This window comes from Methanosarcina siciliae T4/M (assembly GCF_000970085.1).
Taxonomy (GTDB): domain Archaea; phylum Halobacteriota; class Methanosarcinia; order Methanosarcinales; family Methanosarcinaceae; genus Methanosarcina; species Methanosarcina siciliae.
The window spans coordinates 3095619-3116819 of the sequence record NZ_CP009506.1 but is presented as its reverse complement, the minus strand read 5'-3'; the positions used below and the strand labels follow the sequence as shown (position 1 = coordinate 3116819).

The window sequence follows — 21201 nt, the reverse complement described above, 5'->3', positions numbered from 1 at the left end:
TCTTCTTTTTTTACACTTTCTTTTTTATTTTCTTTTGTATTTCTATTTTCTGGTATATTTGGACTATAATTTTACATTTGATCGGTTTATACATTGAACATGAGAAGATAGTAAAGAGAGTATTAGGGGAATCAGTGGGGATAGTAGGAAATCATAGGAAAATCATTGGAAGAAAATATGCTTCACATCACCTGATTCTGGACACAAGCGCATAAGCAAAACCACTTAAAAGCAGCCTGATTGAAGAAAACACAACCGAAACCATTGCAAACGCCAGCATGTAGACGTTTAAGGTAAGGATTTCATTAAAAAAGTCGGAAAAGTCAGCATTGAGAAGCAGGGCAAATGTATTGGCCAGTAAAATGAAAAAGAAAATTGTAAACAGACCCCTTGCTGCTCCTTTGAGGTCTTCTTTGCTCAGGGCTATGTGAGAGGAAATCGCTATTGCAAAAGCCAAATAGACCCAGAAACCGGCTGAAGTCAGGTTTTCTGCCGAAAAAAGGCTTTTAAAAAGCTGGGCTGTCAGCACTAAAATACTAGCTAACGTCTGAGAGTCAGGCTGCCCGGCATCAAGGGCCAGATAGTTTGAAAAGGTGGCAAAAGAATCAGGCAGGAAGAGAGACATCCCGAGGATCAGGGCGAAGGTTCCGCTGAATATGGGGCCCATGCCTATGAAAAAGTTCCCTATGTTCTGGTAAAGGCTTTTCTGGTTCCAGCTGTGGTTGACGTAGCCAAGAACTCCGTCTTTAGGCCTCAGGGTAAAAAGCTTGAATTCGTTTACTTTGTGCTTGAAGAGATAACACATAAGCAGGTGGCCGGATTCGTGGATCGGGGTGCCTATCCAGGCTGTCGCCATAATTCCTTTCATGCCGAAAACACTCTGGACATAAAAATTAGCCCGATGCTCAAGTACTCCGAGAATCATGCCAGTGAGGATAAGAGCGCCTGTAACGCAGAGGGTTTCGAATAGGCTCAACCGAAAAATAGTGAGAAGTGTATCTTCCATTTTTAACCCCTGACGCAAACTTATGCTTAAAGTCTTTTAACCTTTTGTATCCGAACAGCCTCTGCAACTATAAACATTTTAAGTTTCTTCCTTCTTCCTTCCGTTAGATTGATACACATTCATTGGTTAATCTTTTCTTCGCAGAGTTCTTTCCCCTGTTTTGCAGCTTCGATTCCGGGGCTTAGTTTAAGGGCTCTCACATAGCACTTGAAAGCCTCTTTGTATTCTGAAAATTCACAGAGCAGGGCTCCTCCGCACAGGAGGGAGTTCAGGTGGTCAGGGTCGCTTTCCAGAGCCATTTTGTAGGAATTCAGGGCTTTTTCTTTTTCTCCCAGTTCCATAAACACGTTGCCTTTCCAGTGCCAGACCTCAGCATTATCAGGTCTCATGATGGGAGCTTTGTTTCGGGAAAAGAAGCTGAATCTGGGAAGTTTGCATGCCCAGTCAGATGCCTTTTTGGGTTCGGCTTCAAGGGCTTTGTCAAAGGTTTCCAGGGCTTTTTCGAGGAGCCCCATCCTGAAATAGACAACCCCTTTGTTGGTCATGATTTTGGGGGATTCGGGGTCCAGGGAAAGGGCTTTATCAAAGGCTTCAAGTGCCTCTTCATTCCTGCCCATCGCCGAAAGCACAAAACCCCGGTTGGACCACTCTGTGGAGCTTTCGGGTTTTAGTTCCAGGGCTTTGTCAACGACTTCCAGGGCTTCTTCGTACTTTCCAAGCTTGAAAAAAGCCATCCCGCAGCGGGACTCTGCTTCGAAGACCTTTCCCAGGAAGATGTTTCCACTCTCCTCTTTCCCATTTTCAAAAAGGAGGTCTGCCATTTCTTTCCAAGTCTCGGCGGCTTCCCCGTAAGCCTGCAGGGCTTCTTCATATTTGCCCATATCGAAAAAGACCCTGCCTTTACCGGTACTCTCCTCTGCGGCTTTTTCAAGGGTTTTGAGCGTTTTTGCCATTTTTGCCATTTTTTTGCCTCATATCCACGAATATAGATATTGCCGGTGTTACCGGAATTGTCGGTATTGCCATATTGCCGGAATTAACGGTATTACCGGAATCAATGTAATTATCAGAATTTGTATCGGATTTAAAACCAGTTTAGTAAACCTGTTAATTATCCAGATAAATATCTGGAGTTTTATAATATATACTATTCTGAGATTTAATAAGATTCATGGGTCCTGACTTTAATTTCCATCCCGCTTCTACAAAATATGGAGTTCATTTTCCGGCTCAGGAGGATTCCTGTCATATTGCTTGAAATATTGTTTGAAATGAATCTGATTTTTGTAAGAGGGTTTACTGCTGATTCAAATCTGGTAGTTTCCTTCCTCGTATTGATAACAGGGGGGCCTCACCATCCGCAAAGCGGGCGGCCTTTTCCGAAATTGCTGAAAAAAAGAGTTTGCAGAATAAATTGCCCTTGTCAGTTTCTACTTTTATTCGAACACTTCACATCAATATCTTGACTTTACATTTAATTCCCGACTTTATCTTTAACTTCTATAGTTTTGAAATATCTTTAATTGGTTGAGGACTTTTAAATAGCCCCAGTACTTCGCTAATTTTCATTTCCTCATAAAAACGGTTTTCCAATACCCTTATATATGATTAAAATGCCCCTCCTATGTCTCTTTTATCATATAAGCCCGGAAATAATCCTAAACTTGAATTAAAAGCAAAAGGATGTATTGATACCGTATTAAGACTTCTCACTGACCATGTGACAATCAAGATCAACGGTTCTCTTACAAGTGAAGATGTTTTTCGTACCGTTTTGAGTATGTCAGTCAACAGGAATTCTGTTCATTCTGTTGCAACACAGTATCAGAATGTTGCTTGCGAAACATCTCTACGATACCATCTTAAAAAACTAAACATGGAGAACTGATCAAATCGAATGAAAAGATTATCCTTCAAGAACTAATAAAGACCCTGAAAACAGGCAAAAGCTATGAATTAGCTGCTGATTATACCAATGATACTTATAAAAGGGATTTGATGCTTTTAATTTGATTTTAAAGTAGTAATAGTGAAATTGGCAAAGTCTCAAGTCATTAAAAACGATATTCTAAGACCTAACTGCAGAACTCCTAGTTAGATTAAAACCTGTGTGATTCCTATAATTCCTACCTCTTTTATAAATTTATCATATGTCATTCTATCACATTTTTAAAAAAATAATGACAAAAAGTAGATTTGTTGCAATTGTACAGAATCCCATATTTAAATTTCGTTCTTTTTTATTTTTAAAAAATAGTCATTAAAACTTTAAGAACATTTACACATGCATTCCCATTCCCAAAAACATTTCCTTTTACTTTAGCCCCTTCAAAATTTAAAATTGCATCCATGATTTTCTCATAATCCGCACCAACAAGTGCATTCTCTCCGTCCTCTACAGTTTCCATCCACTCAGTATTTTCCCTCATGGTTATGCAGGGCACCTCAAGTATGTATGCTTCCTTCTGAATCCCTCCGGAGTCCGTAAGGATCTTCTTTGAGTGAGCATGAGTTTTAACATCTCCAGATATCCAAGAGGAGGAATGACCTTTACTTTTTCACATAATTTGTCCCAGAGTCCATAATGTTTCAAGTATTTCTCAGTTCTTGGGTGTACCGGGAATATGATAGGAATATCAACATCACAGAAGGCATTAACTATAGATGAAAGATTCTTGAGGCTGTCAGTATTTGAAGCCCGATGGACAGTTGCAACTAAATATTCTTTTGAACTGAGTCCCATATCTTCTAGGGTCGTAGCTTTTCGTTCTGCAACTTTTATATTATATTTTAAAGAATCCAGCATCACATCTCCAACATTATAAACTCCTCTTGTAATCCCTTCTTTTTTAAGGTTTAAAACTGCAGTTTCTGTGGGACAAAAAAGAAGGTCTGAAACATGATCTGTGAGCACTCTGTTTATTTCCTCTGGCATGGTTCTGTCATAAGAGCGAAGACCTGCCTCTACATGCGCAACTTTGAGGTGTAGTTTTGAGGCTGTAAGTGCTCCTGCCAGAGTGGAATTAGTGTCTCCGTATACCAGGACAAGATCCGGTTTCTCTTTGAGAAAGATCTTTTCGATTTCAATAAGCATCTTTCCTGTTTGTTCGCCGTGGATGCTTGAACCGACACCAAGATTGTAATCAGGTTCAGGGATTTGTAATTCATTAAAAAATATGTAGGACATTTCAGGATCATAGTGCTGGCCTGTGTGCACAAGGATTTCCTCGTGCTCTTTGCGAATTGCACGGAAAAGAGGAGCACATTTTATGAATTGTGGGCGAGCGCCGATTATTGATAGAATTTTCATATTAATTCTTTTGTTATGTTGGATCTGCTGTTTTACTGATTACATAAATGATCAAAAATATTTGAAAGCCTCTTAGTTAGATTTTCTCGATTAAATTCAGACATGAATTCCGTGCGTGTAGAGTGTATCTTAAAAAGACCATTTTTCCAAGAGTTATAATATTTCTCAATAAAAAATGCAATTCTATCTTCACTTTCTGGAGTAGTACAAGAGTAAATAGAATATTTTCTTATCAATTTAGAGGCTTCTCCTTCAGGAATTATTGCTAAAATTGGTCTGTCCGATGACAGGTATTCAAATAATTTAGTAGGGGTTGCACTTGAAGGCTCTATAAATAAAAGCAAATGTGACTTGGCTAGTATTAAATAGACTTCTTTATTTTTAATAAATGGATGGCTAAATACGTATCTACTAAGGTTGTATTTATTTACAAGTTCCTCTACTAATCTACTAGAATTACCATAAAAATGTATTTCAATATCATTTGGCTTATTAGATTCTACAAATCTTTTAAGTCCTTTTAAAAAGGAATCTGGTTTTCTGATGCCATAAAAGCTCCCTGTGTATGTTATTATAAATTTATCATTTTCTGGTTCGATTAACTGTAGATCTAAAGAATCAAAACCGTTTGGTATAGTATGAATTTTATTACTTACAGTTTCCCCATATTTATCTATGTATTTATTTTCAATTACATCTGCAACCATAATAATACTATCACAATTATTAAAAACAAATCGTTCTAGCATCTCATCAAACTTACGATGTAATATAGTTGGGTAATATTCATAAGGATTAAGTGTCCAAGCATCACGTAAATCAACAACAAGTGGCTTGTTAATTATTTTTTTTGTAAGAACTCCTGATATAGCAAAACTGTATGGTGAGCATGAACAATATAATAAATCGATCTGTTCACGCCGACTTATATTGAGAACTTTTAAGAAGGTCGGTATTATAGTGTATATATGTATATCTGGCAAAAATATATATCTATAGCTCTTTAAATAACGGTCAGAAAGGATACCTATATATTCAAAAAGTTTAGATCGGAGACTACTATATCTCCTACAATTGAACATAATATCGGGACTATTAGATAAAAATTTTAATATATTTCTATTTTTTGCGTGAATTATTACTGGTATCCATTGATTTTGAGGCAAATATTTACAAAATTTTAAAGTTCTTAAAATACCAGTCCCACCTGTTGGAGAGAAATCATAACACAATACTAATACTTTATTCATATTATCACTTAAAACTAATAGATATACGTATTTTATGAGATATACAATAAATTTATAATAAATATAAAAATTAAAAACGTTAAACTTTTATAATTGGTCTTTTTTCTAGCCGAAGTATATCACATTATTTAATCTGACGACTATAAATATTGCGCACGTATTTTTTAAATTTAAGACTAGATATCATCTCAAGGGTTAAAGACAAAAAAATAAAGTTTGATATGTATAATATGTAATCCAACTTTTTAGATTTTAAAGTAGATATTGGACTTTGGTCATATTTGTTGAATTTCTCATAATATTCTTTAAAAAATGAATCACCTGTTATTTCGTACAATTGTAACATCTGGTTTATGTGTACTTTATTATAAGATATACCTGCCTTGTTACCTATTGCATCATAATGTGTCCAATCTCCTGAATCATACTTGTATAAGTTATTCTTTAAAGAAATGATCCCCTGATCAAACAAAAACTTCGCATCTTCATCCCCTGTAATTCTGTAGTATTCATAGATTCCAAATAATGAGAAGATCATTCCGTTAAGAACTCTTGGTTGCACGTCTGTACCAGTTACGTATTCTTCATACCACCAACCATTTCGATCTTTATAAGTAACGCCTCCATTCTCAACATCAATATAAAACGAATTAAGAGCCAAACGTGCAGAATTTAAATATTTATCCTCACCAGTCATATTATAAGCTTTAATTAATGCCTGTACACCTTGCCCTTGTGCCATTGCAGATACCCATGGACTTGTCAAATTATATGGTGGCCAAGGGAAATTATATTGCCATAGTGTATAATTATTATACTGAACTGCACTTTCAACTAAGTAGTTTGCATTGTTCAAAAATAATTTTTTACAACTTTCATTCCCTCTTTGGTATTCATATTCATAATAAAGAGCTTGTTGGCTGATTAGAACAGGATTAATTTGTTTACCAACATAGATTTCGTTTGAGTACCCATAATCTATCATTGGGATACCAGATTCGTTGATCACTACATTGGAAACACTGTTTCCCATAATCGGATAATAAATATTCCTAAACATTTGCTTCTCAGATTCGATAGCAACATTATAGACTAAACTTGTAAATATCAACGAAAAAAGAACTATAATGAGATGCTTATTTGATATATATTTCATAAACTGCCTCTCTGAAATAGCAAATTTTCTTTTAGATATATGTTACTTGTTTTTAAATAATGAATTTTTAATTACAATTCAAAGAGTTTATCAGGTCAATAACTTTTCTATTTTCTTGCATGGATATACCCACAAACTGCACTATTATCGTATATTTGTATAAATCCAGAACTTTTATTATCAAGAAGCATTAAGTTAGAATCTAATTGTCCTGTTAATCCTTCCGTTTTCTGATCTAAACCTTCTTTTTTAATAAGAAAGAATCCGTCTGTTTCTAGGAGTTTTTCTTTGTTTATGATAGGTTCTATTCTAGAAGAATTCATTTTAAATTTTGTATTTAGAGGTTTATATAGAAGTAAATCAGCGTAAATTGAAGTGTTTACATACGATGAAGTGAAATAAACAGAATTTAGCTCTCCTTCAGAGGATGCTGAAGGTGAAATTGTGTTTTCAAAGATTACTGGATTATCAGTATTTGCAGAAGGATTTAATATGTTTAATAAAACTATTATAAGTATAAATAGAAAATATAAAGTTTGTTTCAATTTGTTTGAAGGATTAGAAATTAGTATAAACAGTCCTGCCCCAGCGGCAAGGCTTAAAGCTATTTGAGAGATATATAGCCAACGTTCTCCCAATAAACCACCTAGTTCAGTTTGTGATAATGTCAGAGGAACTAATAAAATACAAAAACCACACAAAGTTATTGCAAAAAATTTTGGATTAGATTTTTTGGAAATAGAATATAAAAAACCAATAGTAGATAGTCCAAAGTATGCTAAAAAAGGAACCAGTTTTAAAACATATTCCTTTAAATTAAACTTATGGGGAACTGTTATTATTTGATTAGAAGGAGATACGTCAAAATGTAGTGCAGTATCCACTAAGTGAAAAAATTGAAAAAAATGGCCTGAGATATACATCCACCAAGAAAACATCAAAATAAGATATAACAATAAAAAATGTGTTCCAGTTTTTTCGCTAATCTCTATGGAGTATATATGGCTATAAATAAATTTTCCAATTAGAAAAGTGGCTAATAAAATGGTTATTGAAAGTCCTACTTGCATATGAGTAATTATTATTGAATAAGCAAGGATTAGTCTCAGAATTACATTTGTAACTTGATTACTTTTATCTCTAATTAATAAGAATATTAAAATTATAGAAATAATTAAACCAAATGTTGTGGGATGTATCCAAAATCCAAGTGAAATTAAAGTCGGTGATGTAGACAATAAGACAGCTCCAAAGAACCCGATTTTAGAATTTAAAATATACCTTCCCATAAGATATATTAATGAAAAACTAATAACTTGTAATAAAGTAATTGACGCAATTGCTGCAGATTTATAGGGAAGTGCTGTCACAATAGAAGTCATGCCGATAATAAGATGAAATGCAGGCATTCCTGAGTAATTATTCCCACTCTCTATATGGCCAAAATTGATTAAATAATTAGTATATTCTCTATGAATCCAAGGATCTATTCCTACTAGATCTGGGTACATTAGCTGAGGAGTCAATCTTAAGCTAAAATTAATAAAAACAATAGATAAAAGCGTTAACACATTATATTTATGGGAATTTGGAATGAATAACACATTCACTAAAATTAAAGATATGGAAAATGCACTAAGTAAAAAATAAGCAATGGGCCTCATATATAGAGATGACCTTACAGAAAAAAGAATTAAGCTTAATGAGATCAATAAAAACACTAACGAATAAGAAATCATTAGAACTTGGTTATCCCTTGAATATATAGTAACCATATTACTTAAAGAATCATGCTTATATAGATATAAAGTACAAAATAAAGCTAAAGTGAAAGAAACAAGAAATAGTTGTAAATTTGACTTCATTATAACCGCTAAGATACTAAATAGAAATATTCCTATTATTGAAAATTTGATATCTAAAGCCTTTAAGTCTATTTCCATGATTATTATGCTCCATTATGAAATTAACGCCAGTCTTACTAAAAATATATATGGAAGCAAACAAAGGAATCCCAGTGATCTAACAATGATTATAGATAATACTCTAATACTTTAGATATACTTTCGGACATTTTTTTTATCTCAAAATTTTCAGTAACGAATTGATTTCTATGTTCAAAAAATACCTTGTTTTTACCTTTACTTTTACACATATGTATTAGATCTCTAGCAAAAGAGTTCTCATCTTTATGTGATATTTTCCCTAAAGAGTCATTGCAGATTATAGATGAAACATCTCCTACATCAGTTGAAACAACAGGAATTCCACAGGCTAATGCCTCTTTTACTACGTTAGGGCTAGCTTCAGATTCTGAGCATAATGCAAGTACACTAGCTAAATTGTATATCTCCGGCATTTTCTCTGAAGGTTGAGATCCCATAAAGAATATTTTCGATCCTAAATGAGTAGAAATATTTTTTAAATTAGATTCTTCAACACCGTTTCCTACAATTAATAATTTAGAATTAGATACTTGTTGAGATAAAATAGTGAAAGATCTTATCAAAAAATCAATGTTTTTTATTTTTTCTAATCTCCCTACGAACATAACGATAAGGTCGTCTTCTCCAAATCCATATAGCTTCCTGATTTTATGTTTGTCCATTGGTTTATATGTAGTCAAATCTACACCTGTTGGGATAATCTCAATTCTGTTCATCATCCAAGGGTATCTGTTTTCAAAAAAGTGCTTTACATTATTGCTAACTGCAATATAAACGTCGATATTGGATAAACATAGTCTTTCAATAAAACGGAAGACAGGTTCAATTATTGGATAAAGGTAAGCATACGAAGATACCCTTATAATTTCTAAAGTAATTCCATGAAGGGTAACAATTTTTAAGTTGTTTTGCCTAAATAAAATAAACGGAAGTAAAAAGTATGAACGATGTGAGTGAATAACTGAATTTATAGGCAACTTTAAGAAAGGTGTTTTTACAAATAGAAATAGTAAATAAAGATATGAAGCATCTGATTTTTCAGTAATTGGTACAAATTTAAATCCTAAACTTTGATACTCATCAATCGTTTTGTCACTCAGTTTTACCCCTAAAAGTGTGACTTTTTTACCTTCCTTCAGCAATCCCATAATTAAATTATCAACATATCTTATTCCTCCACCCGGGTTCTTGTGTAAAGGATCATATGGATAAACCATGATAATTTCTGGAAAATCCATACTTTTATGAAAAATATCTTGGAAGAAAAAATACTCAGTATAATTTTTAACTATGTAGTTATCTGGGTCATATAATATTATTGGTGTCTCTTCTGAATTTATTTTTGAGAGACCTGAGACGTCATCAAGTATGTAAATGTCCAGTGGGAACCTATATATAAGTGCTAATAATCTTTCATGCCAAATGAATAAGAAGCATTTCAATGCGTTATTTAATCCAGATTTACGTATTATCCTTATATCTAAGTCTGATGAGTCTGTGAGTCTGTTTCTTGATAAACTACCAAAAATTACTGCTAAATAAAAAAAATTTGTTTTTTCGATCCTTCTTTTAAGAGCACTTGAATAAATAAAAAATTTGTCTTTATCAGTATTTACCCATCCAATATTCTTTAATAGTACAAAAATTTGCCCATTAAATATCCAGTTTAATGTATGTGCAATCGAAAATGAAATTATTATTGAAGTTAACTCTGAATAATAATTTTGAAATAAAAAAAATAGTATGAAAGTTGGAATTAATGTTACTAAGACTTTTAGTGTTCTTTCAGTCCTGTCCATATATAGAACACTCTGAAATACCCAGTTCATCAAAATCAACATTAATTTTCTGATTTCTTGTGGTAAAAGTTTAAAATTTAATATTCTATAGTGAATACTAGATTTATGCATAATATAACTCCAACCTTTTCAAAATTGCAGTATTTACATCTTTAACAGTCGAATTAACTGAATTGCGATTTACATTATAAATAATAGGAATACTAAATAACCTGGAGAATTTTGCATACAGTTCGTAACGTTCATCAAAAGTTGAGTCATCTTTCAACTCAGCTCTTCTTGAAAAAATAATAAGTTTATCAACACTTAACATTATAAAGTGTGCATTTTTTGGAATCAATTTAAGAAATAACCTGCCTACCGCTTTTTTATGTATTTCGTGATTTTTGGTTGCTACAGCCACATCTATCAATGTATCATATATAAAACGGTCACAAACAACACTTGTTCCAAAAAATATTGGAACATATACTTTTATAGTTGTGAATATAAAAGTATCAAAAAGCAAAATCCAGGGATATATTATCGAAATAAGTCTGGAATTATAGAACTCGTGATAGGAACATTTTTGTGAGCTTCCCAGAGTAGAGAGACGGGTATATCCTGCAATTCTACAATAAGCAAGTAGTGGATATGAGAGCAAATGATGAAAACGAAGCCATTTGTATTGGCACTTGATACCTTTTTCATGCAAATGTTCTAGGATTAAATTGACATGAGTTGTTTTTCCCACTCCATCAATCCCTGTGATACATATGAACAATGGTTTTTGGCTCACAGATTCACCTCACTTTGGGATCTTTTATCAAAGATTTTTGTAACTTCAGATAGAGCAAGTTCTGAGACTTCACTCCACTTTGGATGTGTTTGCATATGAGATGCAGCTTTCTCACCCATATTTTTTATAATATCTTGATTTTTTATAGAGAAAAAGATTTTTTCCACAAGATCTTCCTCTTTGTTTGGTTGGACAACAAAACCTCTCCCATCTTCGAGTAACTCAGGTATACCGTCGATATCTGTGGAAACAACAACTTTTCCCATAGCCATTGATTCAAGAACACTTGTCGGCACGTCAGAAGGCACTATTTTAAAAGGTAAGACTATTAAGTCGGAAAAACCGATAAATTTCTTCACCTCATCTTTGTCTAGAAAGCCGGAAATTATGTGAACGTTTTTTTCAATATCAAGCTTTAGAATTAAGTTTTGAAGATTAATCTCTTCATTATTTAATTCGTTATTTCTACGCCTAGAGAGGATTAGAAGTTTAACACAAGGATATACAGATCTAACTTTTGAAATTGATTTGATAAGATGATCTATACCTCTAATAGAAAGAGGAGATCCAAAGTAAAGAATATTAAATGATTTCTCATCAAGATGATATCTACTAATAATTGAACTGTAATCTTCATACATTTCAAACTCGTATTCATCTATACCTGCGGGAATGTGAACTACTTTTTCCCTGTTTCCACCTATTTCTATAATAATTTCTTTATTTTTACGACTCATGACAAAGATCTTATTGCAATATGGAGAGTTCACTAAATTACGAATAAAAAAAGGTGGAAGAGAAGCATAAATAACATGTGTTGACAAAAATTTTATGTTCTTGATTATTACATAAGTTCCAATTCTTGTTATGTCTGAAAGCTTGTAAATTGGACCTGTAAACATTCCAATTATAGGTATATTTATTTGTTTGAACATATTCAAATAAAGGTAATCAAGAGCTGTAACTGACCATAAAATTACATCTGGCTTTTCAGATTGAATTACAGAAATTAATTCTCTATTAAATTGAAATGGCAATTTCCTGAGCCTTTTGATATTTATTATTGGAATATGTTGGAAAATCTCTCTCTCCAAAGAGCCATCGGTAATTATTGTAACGTCAATATTTTTTTGATAAATTCCACTTGCAATTTCAGAAATGTATCTCCATGGTTGAAGTCGGATATTATACTCTCTTAGTCCATAGCATACTATACACACTTTCACCAAAACCGACTCCTTATAAAACTGAACTATAATAGCTTAAAATTCTATTTGAGACGACATCCCATGTAAATTTGTCTTCAATTGTTTTTCTTGCATTTTTACCTAGTATCTCTCTTTTACTTGAGTCATCAAGTAAATCCATAATTGCTTTAGAAATTGCAGATGAATCTTTTGGAGAAATCAAAATACCATTTCTATTATGTTCAATAAGCTCCATATTTCCAGGGACTTTAGTAGCAACAATAGGAAGCTTGCAAGCCATTGCTTCTAGAAGCGAACCGGGAAGACCTTCGTAATAAGATGGGAAAGCAAAAATTGTTGCATTTTGATACAGATCTATAATTGTGTTCCTATTTACTCGTCCTAAAAATTTGACTCGATTCTGAAGATTCATATATATGATTTTCTTCTTCAAATTAGGAAGAAGAGGGCCATCTCCAGCTAAAATAAAATTAACATCTTCTCGAATTTTGCAAACTTCTTTTGCACAATCAATTAGTTCAATTAAACCTTTTCCATAACTTATTCTTCCAGTATAAAGAATATATTTCTCTTCAGGTTTTGTGACAGATGGGAAGAAAATATTTTGATCTACTCCATTATAAATCAATTTAATATCTTCAGCTTTAAGCCCATAATCCTCTAGATTTTTTGAAACGGTACTTGAAACTGCAGTAACCGCCGAGGAATTCTTCATCAATTTTTTTTCAAGAGGATAACTGATATACTTTGCTTGAAACTTTGTAGCAAGAGAAAATAAATCTGTAATCTTTAAAACACTTGCACCACTTTTCATTGGAGAATGAATTGTAAGTAACACGGGAAGTCGAGATTTAACTAAAGGAGGCAATGGGCTGTGTACATGAATAACATCAAAATTATCTTCTATAGACTTAAAAAATTTATTTACAAAAATTCCATGAAGATGTACATGAAAGGGATATAAGAAGATAAAAGGAACTCTGTATATTTTAATCCCATCATAATTTTCTAAATTTGTTTTTTGAAAATTCCCACGAGTAATGACCGTAACAGCATGTCCTTTCTTAATAAATTCTTTGGACATATTATAGATGTAATTTCCAATGCCTTCTTCAGGTGGGAATTTTGCAGATGTAATAACGCATATCCTCATAAGCATCAAACATTTTTAAATTAGGATAAAGATAAAATGTATTTTTTTAACTGGACCTTAAGCCTATCGTCAACAAAGTCTTCAATGAAATAGAAATCAGACTTTAAACAATCATCTAGAGAATCAATATCATGAATAACTGTAACATTTCTATTTTCAGACATTGCCTTTGCAATTTCCAATTGATGGTCATTCATGTGTTCATTATATCTCTTAAGTCTGGGAACCACTATTACAGGATTTTTTTCTTTAAGTGCAGTAACGATGGAACCGGCTCCGGCATGACTTACTACAACTCGAGCTTCCCGGTTCAATCTCAGTATTTCTTCAAAGCCTTCTAAGAAACTGAAGTATTCGGCATTTACAGGTTTATAAGTTGTGTACCCGATTTGCATTATTACCGTTTCATCAGTTTTTCCTGCAATTTCATCCATTTTCTTTATTAGCCTATCAAAACCCTGATAATGGCTACCAACTGTTACAAATATCAAAGCACATTCCCCCAATATTGTGCTTTTTTTCCAAACTTAGAGAGCAACTCTTTCCACTGGACCAAAAAAACATCGGATATCGGATATACTATTTTTCCAGTAATAGAAGGCTCTTCTACTCTGCACAGGCTTTCGATGAACATGGTTTTTATCCGGAGGACTTTCGCGGCATAAAAAACAGGGATTGCAATCTCAGAACCTGTTGAAATGATAATATCAGGTTTCTCACACAGGAGAATGCCAAATACTTTTGGTACACTGAGCAGAAATCTTAAAGGCTTTTTACCCAGATTTTTCATAGTATATTTCTTTGTGAGTTCGCTGGACCTGGCTCCTTCATAGGTTATAAAAAAGATATCATTACCTTCGAATGCGTCCATAAGTTGCAGGATTTCAGTAAGATGACCACCGTGCGAGCAGGTAAGGCAGATCTTCATTTTTTCACCAGTCCAGTATTTTTAAGTAATGGAATTGATACTGTATTTAATAATTCATATTGTTTTGTTTGTTTTGGATTAGACTATTCTGCTTATCAGTTTCATATGAAATGCATAAAAAGAGTTGAAAACGATATCAACTGTTTTACTAATCATAGGGAATTTAATGACCTGTTCAAAAGGGATTTTCCAATCCAAAAATCCAAAAAACTCTCTGTCAGTAGTTGTTTTTTTACAAATAGTTTCGTGTCTTTTTGTCAAAATTTCTTTAATATTTTTTATAACCCATAAATAAGCCTGCAATTTACTGTAAATGTATCTCGGACCGTTTAAAACAGCATGACCCATTGTAACAATTTCAGTCACTATGAGTGCAGGCAATAATAATAACAATGTTCTTGAACTAAAGTTTTTCAATAAAATTAAGTAACGATTTCTTTCCAGGTAAAATTCTTTCCAGGGGGATATTGACAGTTTATACTTGTGATATATTATGGACTCAGGAACATACATTATCCTACCTCCCGCAAAACGTATTCTCCAGGAAAGATCCGCATCTTCCTGATAAAGGAAAAAATCCGAGTCAAAACCATTAAGATTTTTTAGTATATCGCGCCTTATTGCAAATGAACATCCTGAGACCGATCCTACTTCCTGGTAGCTATCAAACTCACGTGAAGGCTTATTGAAGCCCCTGCAGAAGGTAAGTCCAGTATAGTGGTTTGTATTTGCACACGTGTTTATTATTTCATTTTGGGAATATATCAAAATCTTTGAAGTCGTGGCCGCAATTTCAGGATCACTGTCAAAAGGGTTTATTAGCTTGGAAAGCCAGTTGGAGTCTACAACAGTATCTGGATTTATAACTACTATATATTCTCCTTCCGCGACCTCAAATCCGGCATTATTCCCTGCTGCATACCCGAGGTTTTTTCCTGTCTGAACTACCTTTATCTCAGGATAGTTAGTTCTCACGAATTCCTCACTACCGTCCCTAGATGCGTTATCTACTACAATTATTTCGAAACCTGGATATGTTTGAGACATTAGAGAGGGAATACACTCCATAAGATCTTCCTTGCTGTTATATGAGAGAATAACAACACTTGCAAATTTCTCTCTACCATACATCTTTTCCCTCAAACAATATCAAATAATCAAAACCCCAGTCATGCTATCATTTTAGACCTTCTATTAAAGGAAGAAAATAATATCAAGTACTGCAGAATGATAAATAGGAGAAAAATCTCGTAACTCCCAGTTTAAGTCACCTTAGCTTCCCTCATAATTGCCGACACCGAATGCAGCATTATCCCTGTCAATGCCATGAAGGTCCCTATAACAATAAACAGAACCATAAGCATGGTAGGCCCGAAAGATAAGCCTCCTCCCATAGTGAAGTTTTGCAGAAAATGGGCACCCATGTAGAGTCCTCCAACCCCAAGAGATAGTCCCGGGACCGTGAAGTAATAAAGAGGCTTGTTGAACTCGATATCTTTCAAGACCATGACAAGGACGCCTAAACCATGTTGGACCGGGCTTATGGTTGAACAGTCCACATCATACCTTACCCCGATTTCGACTTCCTTGATCCGCAGTCCGGACCTGCCTGCATCGGCAAGCATTTCGCTTTCTATTGCCATGCCCTGTGTACCGAAGCGGAACACGTTTTTAGTAGAAGCGGCAAAAGCGCGGAAACCGCTTTGTGAATCGGTGATCTTGAGACCGGAGTTCATATTTGTAGCCGTATCAAGTATTGTCTGGCCGACACGGCGGTAGATAGGAGTGTTTTTGTCTTTGTGGGAAAGGTAACGACTCCCATTGACCATTTCAGCGTAGCCGTCAATAATAGGGGTTACAAGTTTGGGAATTTCAGCGGGATTATGCTGACCGTCCGAGTCCATTGTCACTATTATATCGGCACCCAGATTGGCTGCGGCTTCAAAACCGGTTTTGAGGGCTGCTCCCTTGCCTTTATTGGCCTCATGCACAATCACGTGAGCTCCTGCTTTCCCGGAAATTTCGGCAGTGCGGTCAGAGCTTCCGTCATCGACTACGATTACGTTGTCAGAATAGAATTTAGTAAGAAGGACTATGCTGCCGATGGAGACTTCCTCGTTAAAAGCTGGAAGAATGACAGTTATATTTTGAGATGATACCTCCCTGAAATGTGGGTTCTCTATATGGACCTGGTACTGAGTATTATTACCCACAATCAGTTCGTTACTCAATTTTAAACTCCTTTTAAATTTATAATATTAAATTGAAACAATTGAAGTGGCTCAAAAGTCAATCACAAGTATTGGAGTACAACTGTTGAACCTTTGAACACATTTTAAATTTTCATAATGTATTTCATAATGACAGTATATAAATTTATTGATAGATTTTTTGAAATAAATAAAAAGTGTACAATAACATGAGCAGTAACGCTTTAGTTCGATCGATATAACATTATAGGATTGAGATACTGGCTCGCAAAAACATATGAAATACAAGAGTGAAAAAATATATGAACTCAAGATAATAAAATGAATCCGAGAAAAACGATATCATAAGAGCACAAAATATTCACAGTTACACGCCGCAGGTTCTTCCGAAGTTTAAGAAATTTATTTCAATCAGCCAGGAACTTTAAAGAAAAATTTAACTCAATATGTTATATACCGCATCTGTAGAAAAGAGAAAAATTCGAAATGGATGCTTTAGTGCCGAAGACGCTCTGGACATAAAAATTAGCCCGATGCTCAAGTACTCCGAGGGTCATTCCAGTGGGGATGAAACAGCCCTGCAGCTATAAGTTTTACTTGCTGGATTGTTTCGGACTTTTTCTCGGGCGCTTTTTCTCAGCTCTGATATTAAGATCAGGGGAATTTCCACTCAGGGTTATTACTAAAAAGCAGGGACATGTTTCCGGAACCTATTTAATTCTCTATCCCCGATACAATACAGGGTGAGATGATTAAAGATCTAAAAATTCTTGGAGTTGGAGGAAGCCCCCGGAAAAATGGGAATACTGACGTGCTGCTTGAGAGCTTTTTGAAAGGGGCGGAATCGGCAGGAGCTAAAACCGGAAAAGTCCTTTTAAGGGATTATTCGATCGAGCCCTGTATCGGCTGCGAAAGGTGTCGGAAAACCGGGACTTGCACCAGGTTCCATGATGGAATGAGCCTGCTTTATCCCGAGATCGAGGATGCAAAAGGGCTTATCCTCGGTTCTCCCACCTACAACTACAATGTAACTGCCCAGATGAAAGCCTTAATTGACCGGCTCTACCCTTACTACAATTTCACGAACGACCGCCCCAGGCGTTATTCGAGCAGGCTAGCAGGGCAGGGGAGAAAAGCAATTGTTTTTTCGGTCTGCGAACAGCTGGAAATCGAAGAAATGGGTTTTACACTCGGAGCGCTCGGAATGCCCTTTGAAGCCCTGGGCTATGAGATCGTGGAAAAGTTTCCGGTAACAGGATATTTTGAAAGGGGAGCGGTTTCAAGGGATGAAGAACTTCTGAGGAAAACGTTTGAAGCAGGCAGAAAAATGGCAGAAATTCTTCGTTGAGCCAGAAAGGAGAATTCATTTTCTCCCGCAAAACTCGTTCCTTGCTTCCACCAGGGCTTTCAAATTCCGGAGGGGAGTTTCGGGTGCAAGCCCGCAACCCGGAGCAAGGAAGTCCACTCCGCTTTCCATACAGGTGAAAGCCTCCTTTTTCACATCTTCAGGGCCGCCCCTGAAAAGGGTCCTGGAGGTTGATACGCTGCCGATTACAGCTGTGCCGGCTTCATGAGCGGTATTAACAGCGCTTTTCAGGTCTTTTATGCCTTCCTCAAGACTGAGCCCGTCAAACCCGCACTCTGTCATGTCTGTAATTATAGGATCCGCAGCCCCACAGATGTGGAGCACGCTTTTACCTCCCCCGAGAGCTTTAGGAATCCTTGCCATGCCGGGTTTTATCAAAGTCCTGAAGGCTTCCGGAGAAATCATATCAGGAGAAGAAACCGCATCTGCAATAACGACAACGTCAGCTCCACTTTTCAGGCATTCCCTGGCATACATTATACATGCGTCGGTGCAAAGATCGATGAGCCTTGTTATGATATGGGGCCTTTTGATTGTCCATTTAAGGAAGCGAGTGATTCCGCAGAGGGAGCTTGCAAGGTCAGCCGGACCTTCCATTCCCACAATTAAGGGTAGGTTCGATCCGGCTTTTTCCCGGAGGATTTCCGTGGCTTTCAGGACAGCGGGGATTCTGCCCCTTTCAAGGAGGTCTTCAGGGAGTTTGGGGACTACAGGCGAAAGTTCCATTGGACCATTCAGCACAGCAGGAGTCTTTGCTTTCGTACCCGGATCAACTCTACAGCCAAGAGCTTCCACGAGCACCACCATGTCAAAGGGATACCTGAGGGTTTCAAAAGAGGCATTTACATACTGGGAAAAAGCAAGTAATGCCATTTTTTCAGGCTGGCTGTCAGCCTCGGGTCTGGCTGCTCCGCTCAGGTCCATGAGTTCGAGCACAGGCGCGGTTGTGAAAGTGCCGACCGGTATCTGAGCGGGAGTTTTTCCTTCGAGGGTTCTGAGGATTTCTGTCCTGAAGTTCGGTTTTTCCATAAAAATAACCCCTAATTTTTTTCTGTTTTTGCTGGAGCTATTAGCTGTACTACTATTATACTGTACTACTGTATCATATTAAGTGGTTATACCTATTTACGGATGCATCCGATGATCAGGTTACTCCCGTACCTGATATTAAATCAAAGCAAAACGTGGAAACTCCTGTAAACAATACAACCTGAGCAGCCACATTAGCAGATTTCAACGCTTCTCATTATAGCCAGAACCATCATAACCCCACTGTTATGTTTTCCTTTGAAAAACCTTCATATTTCTATGTGGCTCGTTTCAATTCAACCTTTATTTCTGAAAATAATTAGTCAAAAATAACTATGGAAAGTTAAATATGTTAAATGTTGTTAATGAAGTATACATTAATATTCATAGAAGATTATATTAGAACTAAAGGGGGGAAGGAAATAAGGAATAGAACAATTTTTTTAAGAATTTTGCTTTTCATTTTTATAATATCTATTTCAGCTACTGCATCAGCAAGGGAAATTACAGTAGATGATGATTCTGGAGCTGATTTCAGATCAATTCAGGAAGCTGTGAATAATTCTGTTCCAGGGGACATAATAATCGTGAGGCCTGGAACTTATACTGAAAACGTTCTTGTCAATATAACAGGTCTAACTATCAGGTCAGAATCAAACAATGGCAATGCGCAGGTAAAACCGCTGAACGAAAGTAAAAGTACCTTTCTGATAAAAGCTGATAGTATAACGATTAGCGGTTTAAATATAACAGGGGCCAATAAGGATTATAAAAAAGGTGCAATCATTCTTTATAGCGATATGAATAATGTGACAGGTAATACCATTGAAAATGGTTATATTCTTCTGGGGCCCGAAAGGTCAGGCAATTTAATAGCCGAAAATAAAGTTTTAAACGGTGGACGTATACATATTTCCTGCTGTGGAAGAAATAACACAGTATCAGGTAATACGGTCTCAAATTCTTCCACTGGCATCTATGAATGGGACCAGGGAGCAGATATTCGTAATAACAGGATTACTGACTGTGATTATGGGATTGAGCTTGGTTTTTCAAGTTCAGGAAGAATTGACAATAATACAATATTAAACTGTGATGTAGGGATTCTTTTAGGAGAAGCTTGTGATGTTGATATAATCAACAATACAATAATGTCCTGTGCAGAATGCGGAATTTTTGATACGGAAAATAATGGCCGTAGAAGAATCTACAATAATTATTTTATGAGCCTATCCCAAAAGCTCATTTAATCTAATTATTGCTGCTACCATTACAACTCCTAAATATGATGTCTCTTTAATTTCATATCTTGGAAATACTTTCTTGCATGACTCTATCCAGCTAAAGAACCTTTCTACTATGCTTTTCTTTTTGTATTCTTCCTGATCTACCTTTATTGGTCTTCCTATCTTCTTTTTCTTCCGATTTCTTTTATTTACTGGTATATTGGACTTTATTCCTCTTCTCCTGTTATATTTTCTAATTTTAGCTGTATCATACATTGCATCAGCTGTTACTTTGGAAGGCCTGTTAACAGGCCTTCCTATAGGTCTCTTTATATTGAAATTTTTAAGTGTCGGTATATAAAGTGTAGAATCATTCTTATTTGCAGGAACAATAATAATCGAAAGAGGTAGACCTTGTAAATCTACTAAAACGCTTATTTTTATTCCTTTTATTTTTTTGTGACCATCGTAGCCGATATTCCCCCTTTTTTAGCCGGAACATCCTTTGTATCAGTAAAGCATTGAGAAAGATCTATTTTATTCAAATCGTAACCTTTGTTCAAAAGTTCATTGAAAATCTTCTGATAGATACCATGTTCACACAGATATAGATGAAATCTATGAACTGTTGACTTTGATCCATATCTCTTGGGAACGTCTTTCCACGTACAACCGGTCATAACAACGTAAAAAATACCATTCATTAACTTCCTCATATTTGCACGCGGCCTTCCTGTAAGTGGTTTCTGTGGAGGAAGATAAGGTTCTATGGAGTTCCATAGAACATCATCGATTTCACGAAATGACATAAAAGTAAATTTATAATTTCAACATAA

19 protein-coding genes and 2 pseudogenes are annotated in these 21201 nt (G+C 35.3%); 4 read left to right on the top strand and 17 right to left on the bottom strand.

What is annotated here, in order from left to right; all coding sequences use genetic code 11:
* Positions 1-187: 187 nt before the first annotated feature.
* Together MSSIT_RS12955 and MSSIT_RS12950 are read right to left on the bottom strand one after the other, a co-directional pair.
* Positions 188-1006, bottom strand: coding sequence for a hypothetical protein (locus tag MSSIT_RS12955; RefSeq protein WP_048172879.1), 819 nt, complete (start codon positions 1004-1006; stop codon positions 188-190).
* Positions 1007-1125: 119 nt separating this feature from the next.
* Positions 1126-1968 carry a tetratricopeptide repeat protein gene (locus tag MSSIT_RS12950; RefSeq protein WP_048172878.1) on the bottom strand — a complete coding sequence of 281 codons (843 nt, stop codon included), beginning with the start codon at positions 1966-1968 and terminating at the stop codon, positions 1126-1128.
* A gap of 662 nt (positions 1969-2630) precedes the next feature.
* Between MSSIT_RS12950 and MSSIT_RS25855 the strand changes: the two are divergent.
* Positions 2631-2992: pseudogene (locus tag MSSIT_RS25855) on the top strand (ISH3 family transposase); the annotation flags it as partial.
* A gap of 260 nt (positions 2993-3252) precedes the next feature.
* On the opposite strand, the pseudogene wecB reads toward MSSIT_RS25855, so the two are convergent.
* From wecB to MSSIT_RS12890, 12 genes and pseudogenes are all read right to left on the bottom strand, one after another.
* A pseudogene (gene wecB / locus MSSIT_RS12945) lies at positions 3253-4316 on the bottom strand (non-hydrolyzing UDP-N-acetylglucosamine 2-epimerase).
* A gap of 32 nt (positions 4317-4348) precedes the next feature.
* Entirely contained in the window at positions 4349-5566 is a 1218-nt protein-coding gene (locus MSSIT_RS12940; protein WP_082088997.1) for a glycosyltransferase, read from the bottom strand.
* 124 nt (positions 5567-5690) lie between these two features.
* Positions 5691-6599: a D-glucuronyl C5-epimerase family protein gene (locus tag MSSIT_RS21350; RefSeq protein ID WP_197080272.1), complete on the bottom strand. Its 909-nt coding sequence runs from the start codon at positions 6597-6599 to the stop codon at positions 5691-5693.
* Between the two features lie 230 nt (positions 6600-6829).
* On the bottom strand, positions 6830-8665 hold the full coding sequence (locus MSSIT_RS12930) for a hypothetical protein (protein ID WP_048172875.1): 1836 nt from the start codon (positions 8663-8665) through the stop codon (positions 6830-6832).
* A gap of 89 nt (positions 8666-8754) precedes the next feature.
* A complete protein-coding gene (locus MSSIT_RS12925; protein WP_197080271.1) occupies positions 8755-10467 on the bottom strand; it encodes a glycosyltransferase family 4 protein in 1713 nt (570 codons plus the stop codon).
* A gap of 103 nt (positions 10468-10570) precedes the next feature.
* Positions 10571-11245: a hypothetical protein gene (locus MSSIT_RS12920; protein ID WP_048172871.1), complete on the bottom strand. Its 675-nt coding sequence runs from the start codon at positions 11243-11245 to the stop codon at positions 10571-10573.
* Positions 11242-12471: a glycosyltransferase family 4 protein gene (locus tag MSSIT_RS12915; RefSeq protein WP_048172869.1), complete on the bottom strand. Its 1230-nt coding sequence runs from the start codon at positions 12469-12471 to the stop codon at positions 11242-11244. The genes MSSIT_RS12920 and MSSIT_RS12915 overlap by 4 nt, the downstream gene beginning before the upstream one ends.
* 13 nt (positions 12472-12484) lie before the next feature.
* Positions 12485-13612, bottom strand: coding sequence for a glycosyltransferase family 4 protein (locus MSSIT_RS12910; protein ID WP_231590554.1), 1128 nt, complete (start codon positions 13610-13612; stop codon positions 12485-12487).
* A 14-nt stretch (positions 13613-13626) separates the two neighbouring features.
* Positions 13627-14097, bottom strand: coding sequence for a PssE/Cps14G family polysaccharide biosynthesis glycosyltransferase (pssE, locus tag MSSIT_RS12905; protein ID WP_048172866.1), 471 nt, complete (start codon positions 14095-14097; stop codon positions 13627-13629).
* The gene (gene pssD / locus MSSIT_RS12900; RefSeq protein ID WP_048172864.1) at positions 14094-14534 is read right to left on the bottom strand and encodes a PssD/Cps14F family polysaccharide biosynthesis glycosyltransferase; all 441 of its coding nucleotides are present in this window, start codon (positions 14532-14534) and stop codon (positions 14094-14096) included. The genes pssE and pssD overlap by 4 nt, the downstream gene beginning before the upstream one ends.
* Positions 14535-14612: 78 nt before the next feature.
* Positions 14613-15665 carry a glycosyltransferase family 2 protein gene (locus MSSIT_RS12895; protein ID WP_048172862.1) on the bottom strand — a complete coding sequence of 351 codons (1053 nt, stop codon included), beginning with the start codon at positions 15663-15665 and terminating at the stop codon, positions 14613-14615.
* A gap of 131 nt (positions 15666-15796) precedes the next feature.
* Complete coding sequence (locus MSSIT_RS12890) at positions 15797-16765, bottom strand: glycosyltransferase family 2 protein (RefSeq protein ID WP_048172717.1); 969 nt, start codon at positions 16763-16765, stop codon at positions 15797-15799.
* Positions 16766-17190: 425 nt separating this feature from the next.
* Between MSSIT_RS12890 and MSSIT_RS23420 the strand changes: the two genes are divergently transcribed.
* Both MSSIT_RS23420 and MSSIT_RS12880 read left to right on the top strand, forming a co-directional pair.
* Entirely contained in the window at positions 17191-17334 is a 144-nt protein-coding gene (locus tag MSSIT_RS23420) for a hypothetical protein (protein WP_156158858.1), read from the top strand.
* Positions 17335-17492: 158 nt separating this feature from the next.
* The gene (locus MSSIT_RS12880) at positions 17493-18092 is read left to right on the top strand and encodes a flavodoxin family protein (RefSeq protein WP_048172861.1); all 600 of its coding nucleotides are present in this window, start codon (positions 17493-17495) and stop codon (positions 18090-18092) included.
* Between the two features lie 15 nt (positions 18093-18107).
* On the opposite strand, the gene mtaA is transcribed toward MSSIT_RS12880, so the two are convergent.
* On the bottom strand, positions 18108-19139 hold the full coding sequence (gene mtaA / locus MSSIT_RS12875) for a methylcobamide:CoM methyltransferase MtaA (protein WP_048172859.1): 1032 nt from the start codon (positions 19137-19139) through the stop codon (positions 18108-18110).
* A 365-nt stretch (positions 19140-19504) separates the two neighbouring features.
* On the opposite strand from mtaA, the gene MSSIT_RS12870 reads away from it, so the two are divergent.
* Positions 19505-20389, top strand: coding sequence for a right-handed parallel beta-helix repeat-containing protein (locus tag MSSIT_RS12870; RefSeq protein ID WP_048172857.1), 885 nt, complete (start codon positions 19505-19507; stop codon positions 20387-20389).
* Here the strand turns inward: MSSIT_RS12870 and MSSIT_RS12865 are convergent.
* Positions 20369-20803 (bottom strand): IS5/IS1182 family transposase, encoded by a 435-nt coding sequence (locus tag MSSIT_RS12865; RefSeq protein ID WP_048169740.1) that lies wholly within the window; start codon positions 20801-20803, stop codon positions 20369-20371. The two genes, MSSIT_RS12870 and MSSIT_RS12865, sit on opposite strands and share 21 nt — an antisense overlap.
* 11 nt (positions 20804-20814) lie before the next feature.
* Positions 20815-21174: a transposase gene (locus MSSIT_RS12860; RefSeq protein WP_052721650.1), complete on the bottom strand. Its 360-nt coding sequence runs from the start codon at positions 21172-21174 to the stop codon at positions 20815-20817.
* Positions 21175-21201 lie beyond the last annotated feature (27 nt).

Excerpts from the sequence above, each read along its gene's own strand:
- MSSIT_RS12955 (WP_048172879.1), bottom strand. The coding sequence starts at position 1,006 with ATGGAAGATACACTTCTCACTATTTTTCGGTTGAGCCTATTCGAAACC.
- MSSIT_RS12950 (WP_048172878.1), bottom strand. The coding sequence starts at position 1,968 with ATGGCAAAAATGGCAAAAACGCTCAAAACCCTTGAAAAAGCCGCAGAG.
- MSSIT_RS12940 (WP_082088997.1), bottom strand. The coding sequence starts at position 5,566 with ATGAATAAAGTATTAGTATTGTGTTATGATTTCTCTCCAACAGGTGGG.
- MSSIT_RS21350 (WP_197080272.1), bottom strand. The coding sequence starts at position 6,599 with ATGGGAAACAGTGTTTCCAATGTAGTGATCAACGAATCTGGTATCCCA.
- MSSIT_RS12930 (WP_048172875.1), bottom strand. The coding sequence starts at position 8,665 with ATGGAAATAGACTTAAAGGCTTTAGATATCAAATTTTCAATAATAGGA.
- MSSIT_RS12925 (WP_197080271.1), bottom strand. The coding sequence starts at position 10,467 with ATGGACAGGACTGAAAGAACACTAAAAGTCTTAGTAACATTAATTCCA.
- MSSIT_RS12910 (WP_231590554.1), bottom strand. The coding sequence starts at position 13,612 with ATGCTTATGAGGATATGCGTTATTACATCTGCAAAATTCCCACCTGAA.
- pssD (WP_048172864.1), bottom strand. The coding sequence starts at position 14,534 with ATGAAGATCTGCCTTACCTGCTCGCACGGTGGTCATCTTACTGAAATC.
- MSSIT_RS12895 (WP_048172862.1), bottom strand. The coding sequence starts at position 15,665 with ATGTATGGTAGAGAGAAATTTGCAAGTGTTGTTATTCTCTCATATAAC.
- MSSIT_RS23420 (WP_156158858.1), top strand. The coding sequence starts at position 17,191 with ATGTTATATACCGCATCTGTAGAAAAGAGAAAAATTCGAAATGGATGC.
- MSSIT_RS12880 (WP_048172861.1), top strand. The coding sequence starts at position 17,493 with ATGATTAAAGATCTAAAAATTCTTGGAGTTGGAGGAAGCCCCCGGAAA.
- mtaA (WP_048172859.1), bottom strand. The coding sequence starts at position 19,139 with ATGGAAAAACCGAACTTCAGGACAGAAATCCTCAGAACCCTCGAAGGA.
- MSSIT_RS12870 (WP_048172857.1), top strand. The coding sequence starts at position 19,505 with ATGAAGTATACATTAATATTCATAGAAGATTATATTAGAACTAAAGGG.
- MSSIT_RS12860 (WP_052721650.1), bottom strand. The coding sequence starts at position 21,174 with ATGTCATTTCGTGAAATCGATGATGTTCTATGGAACTCCATAGAACCT.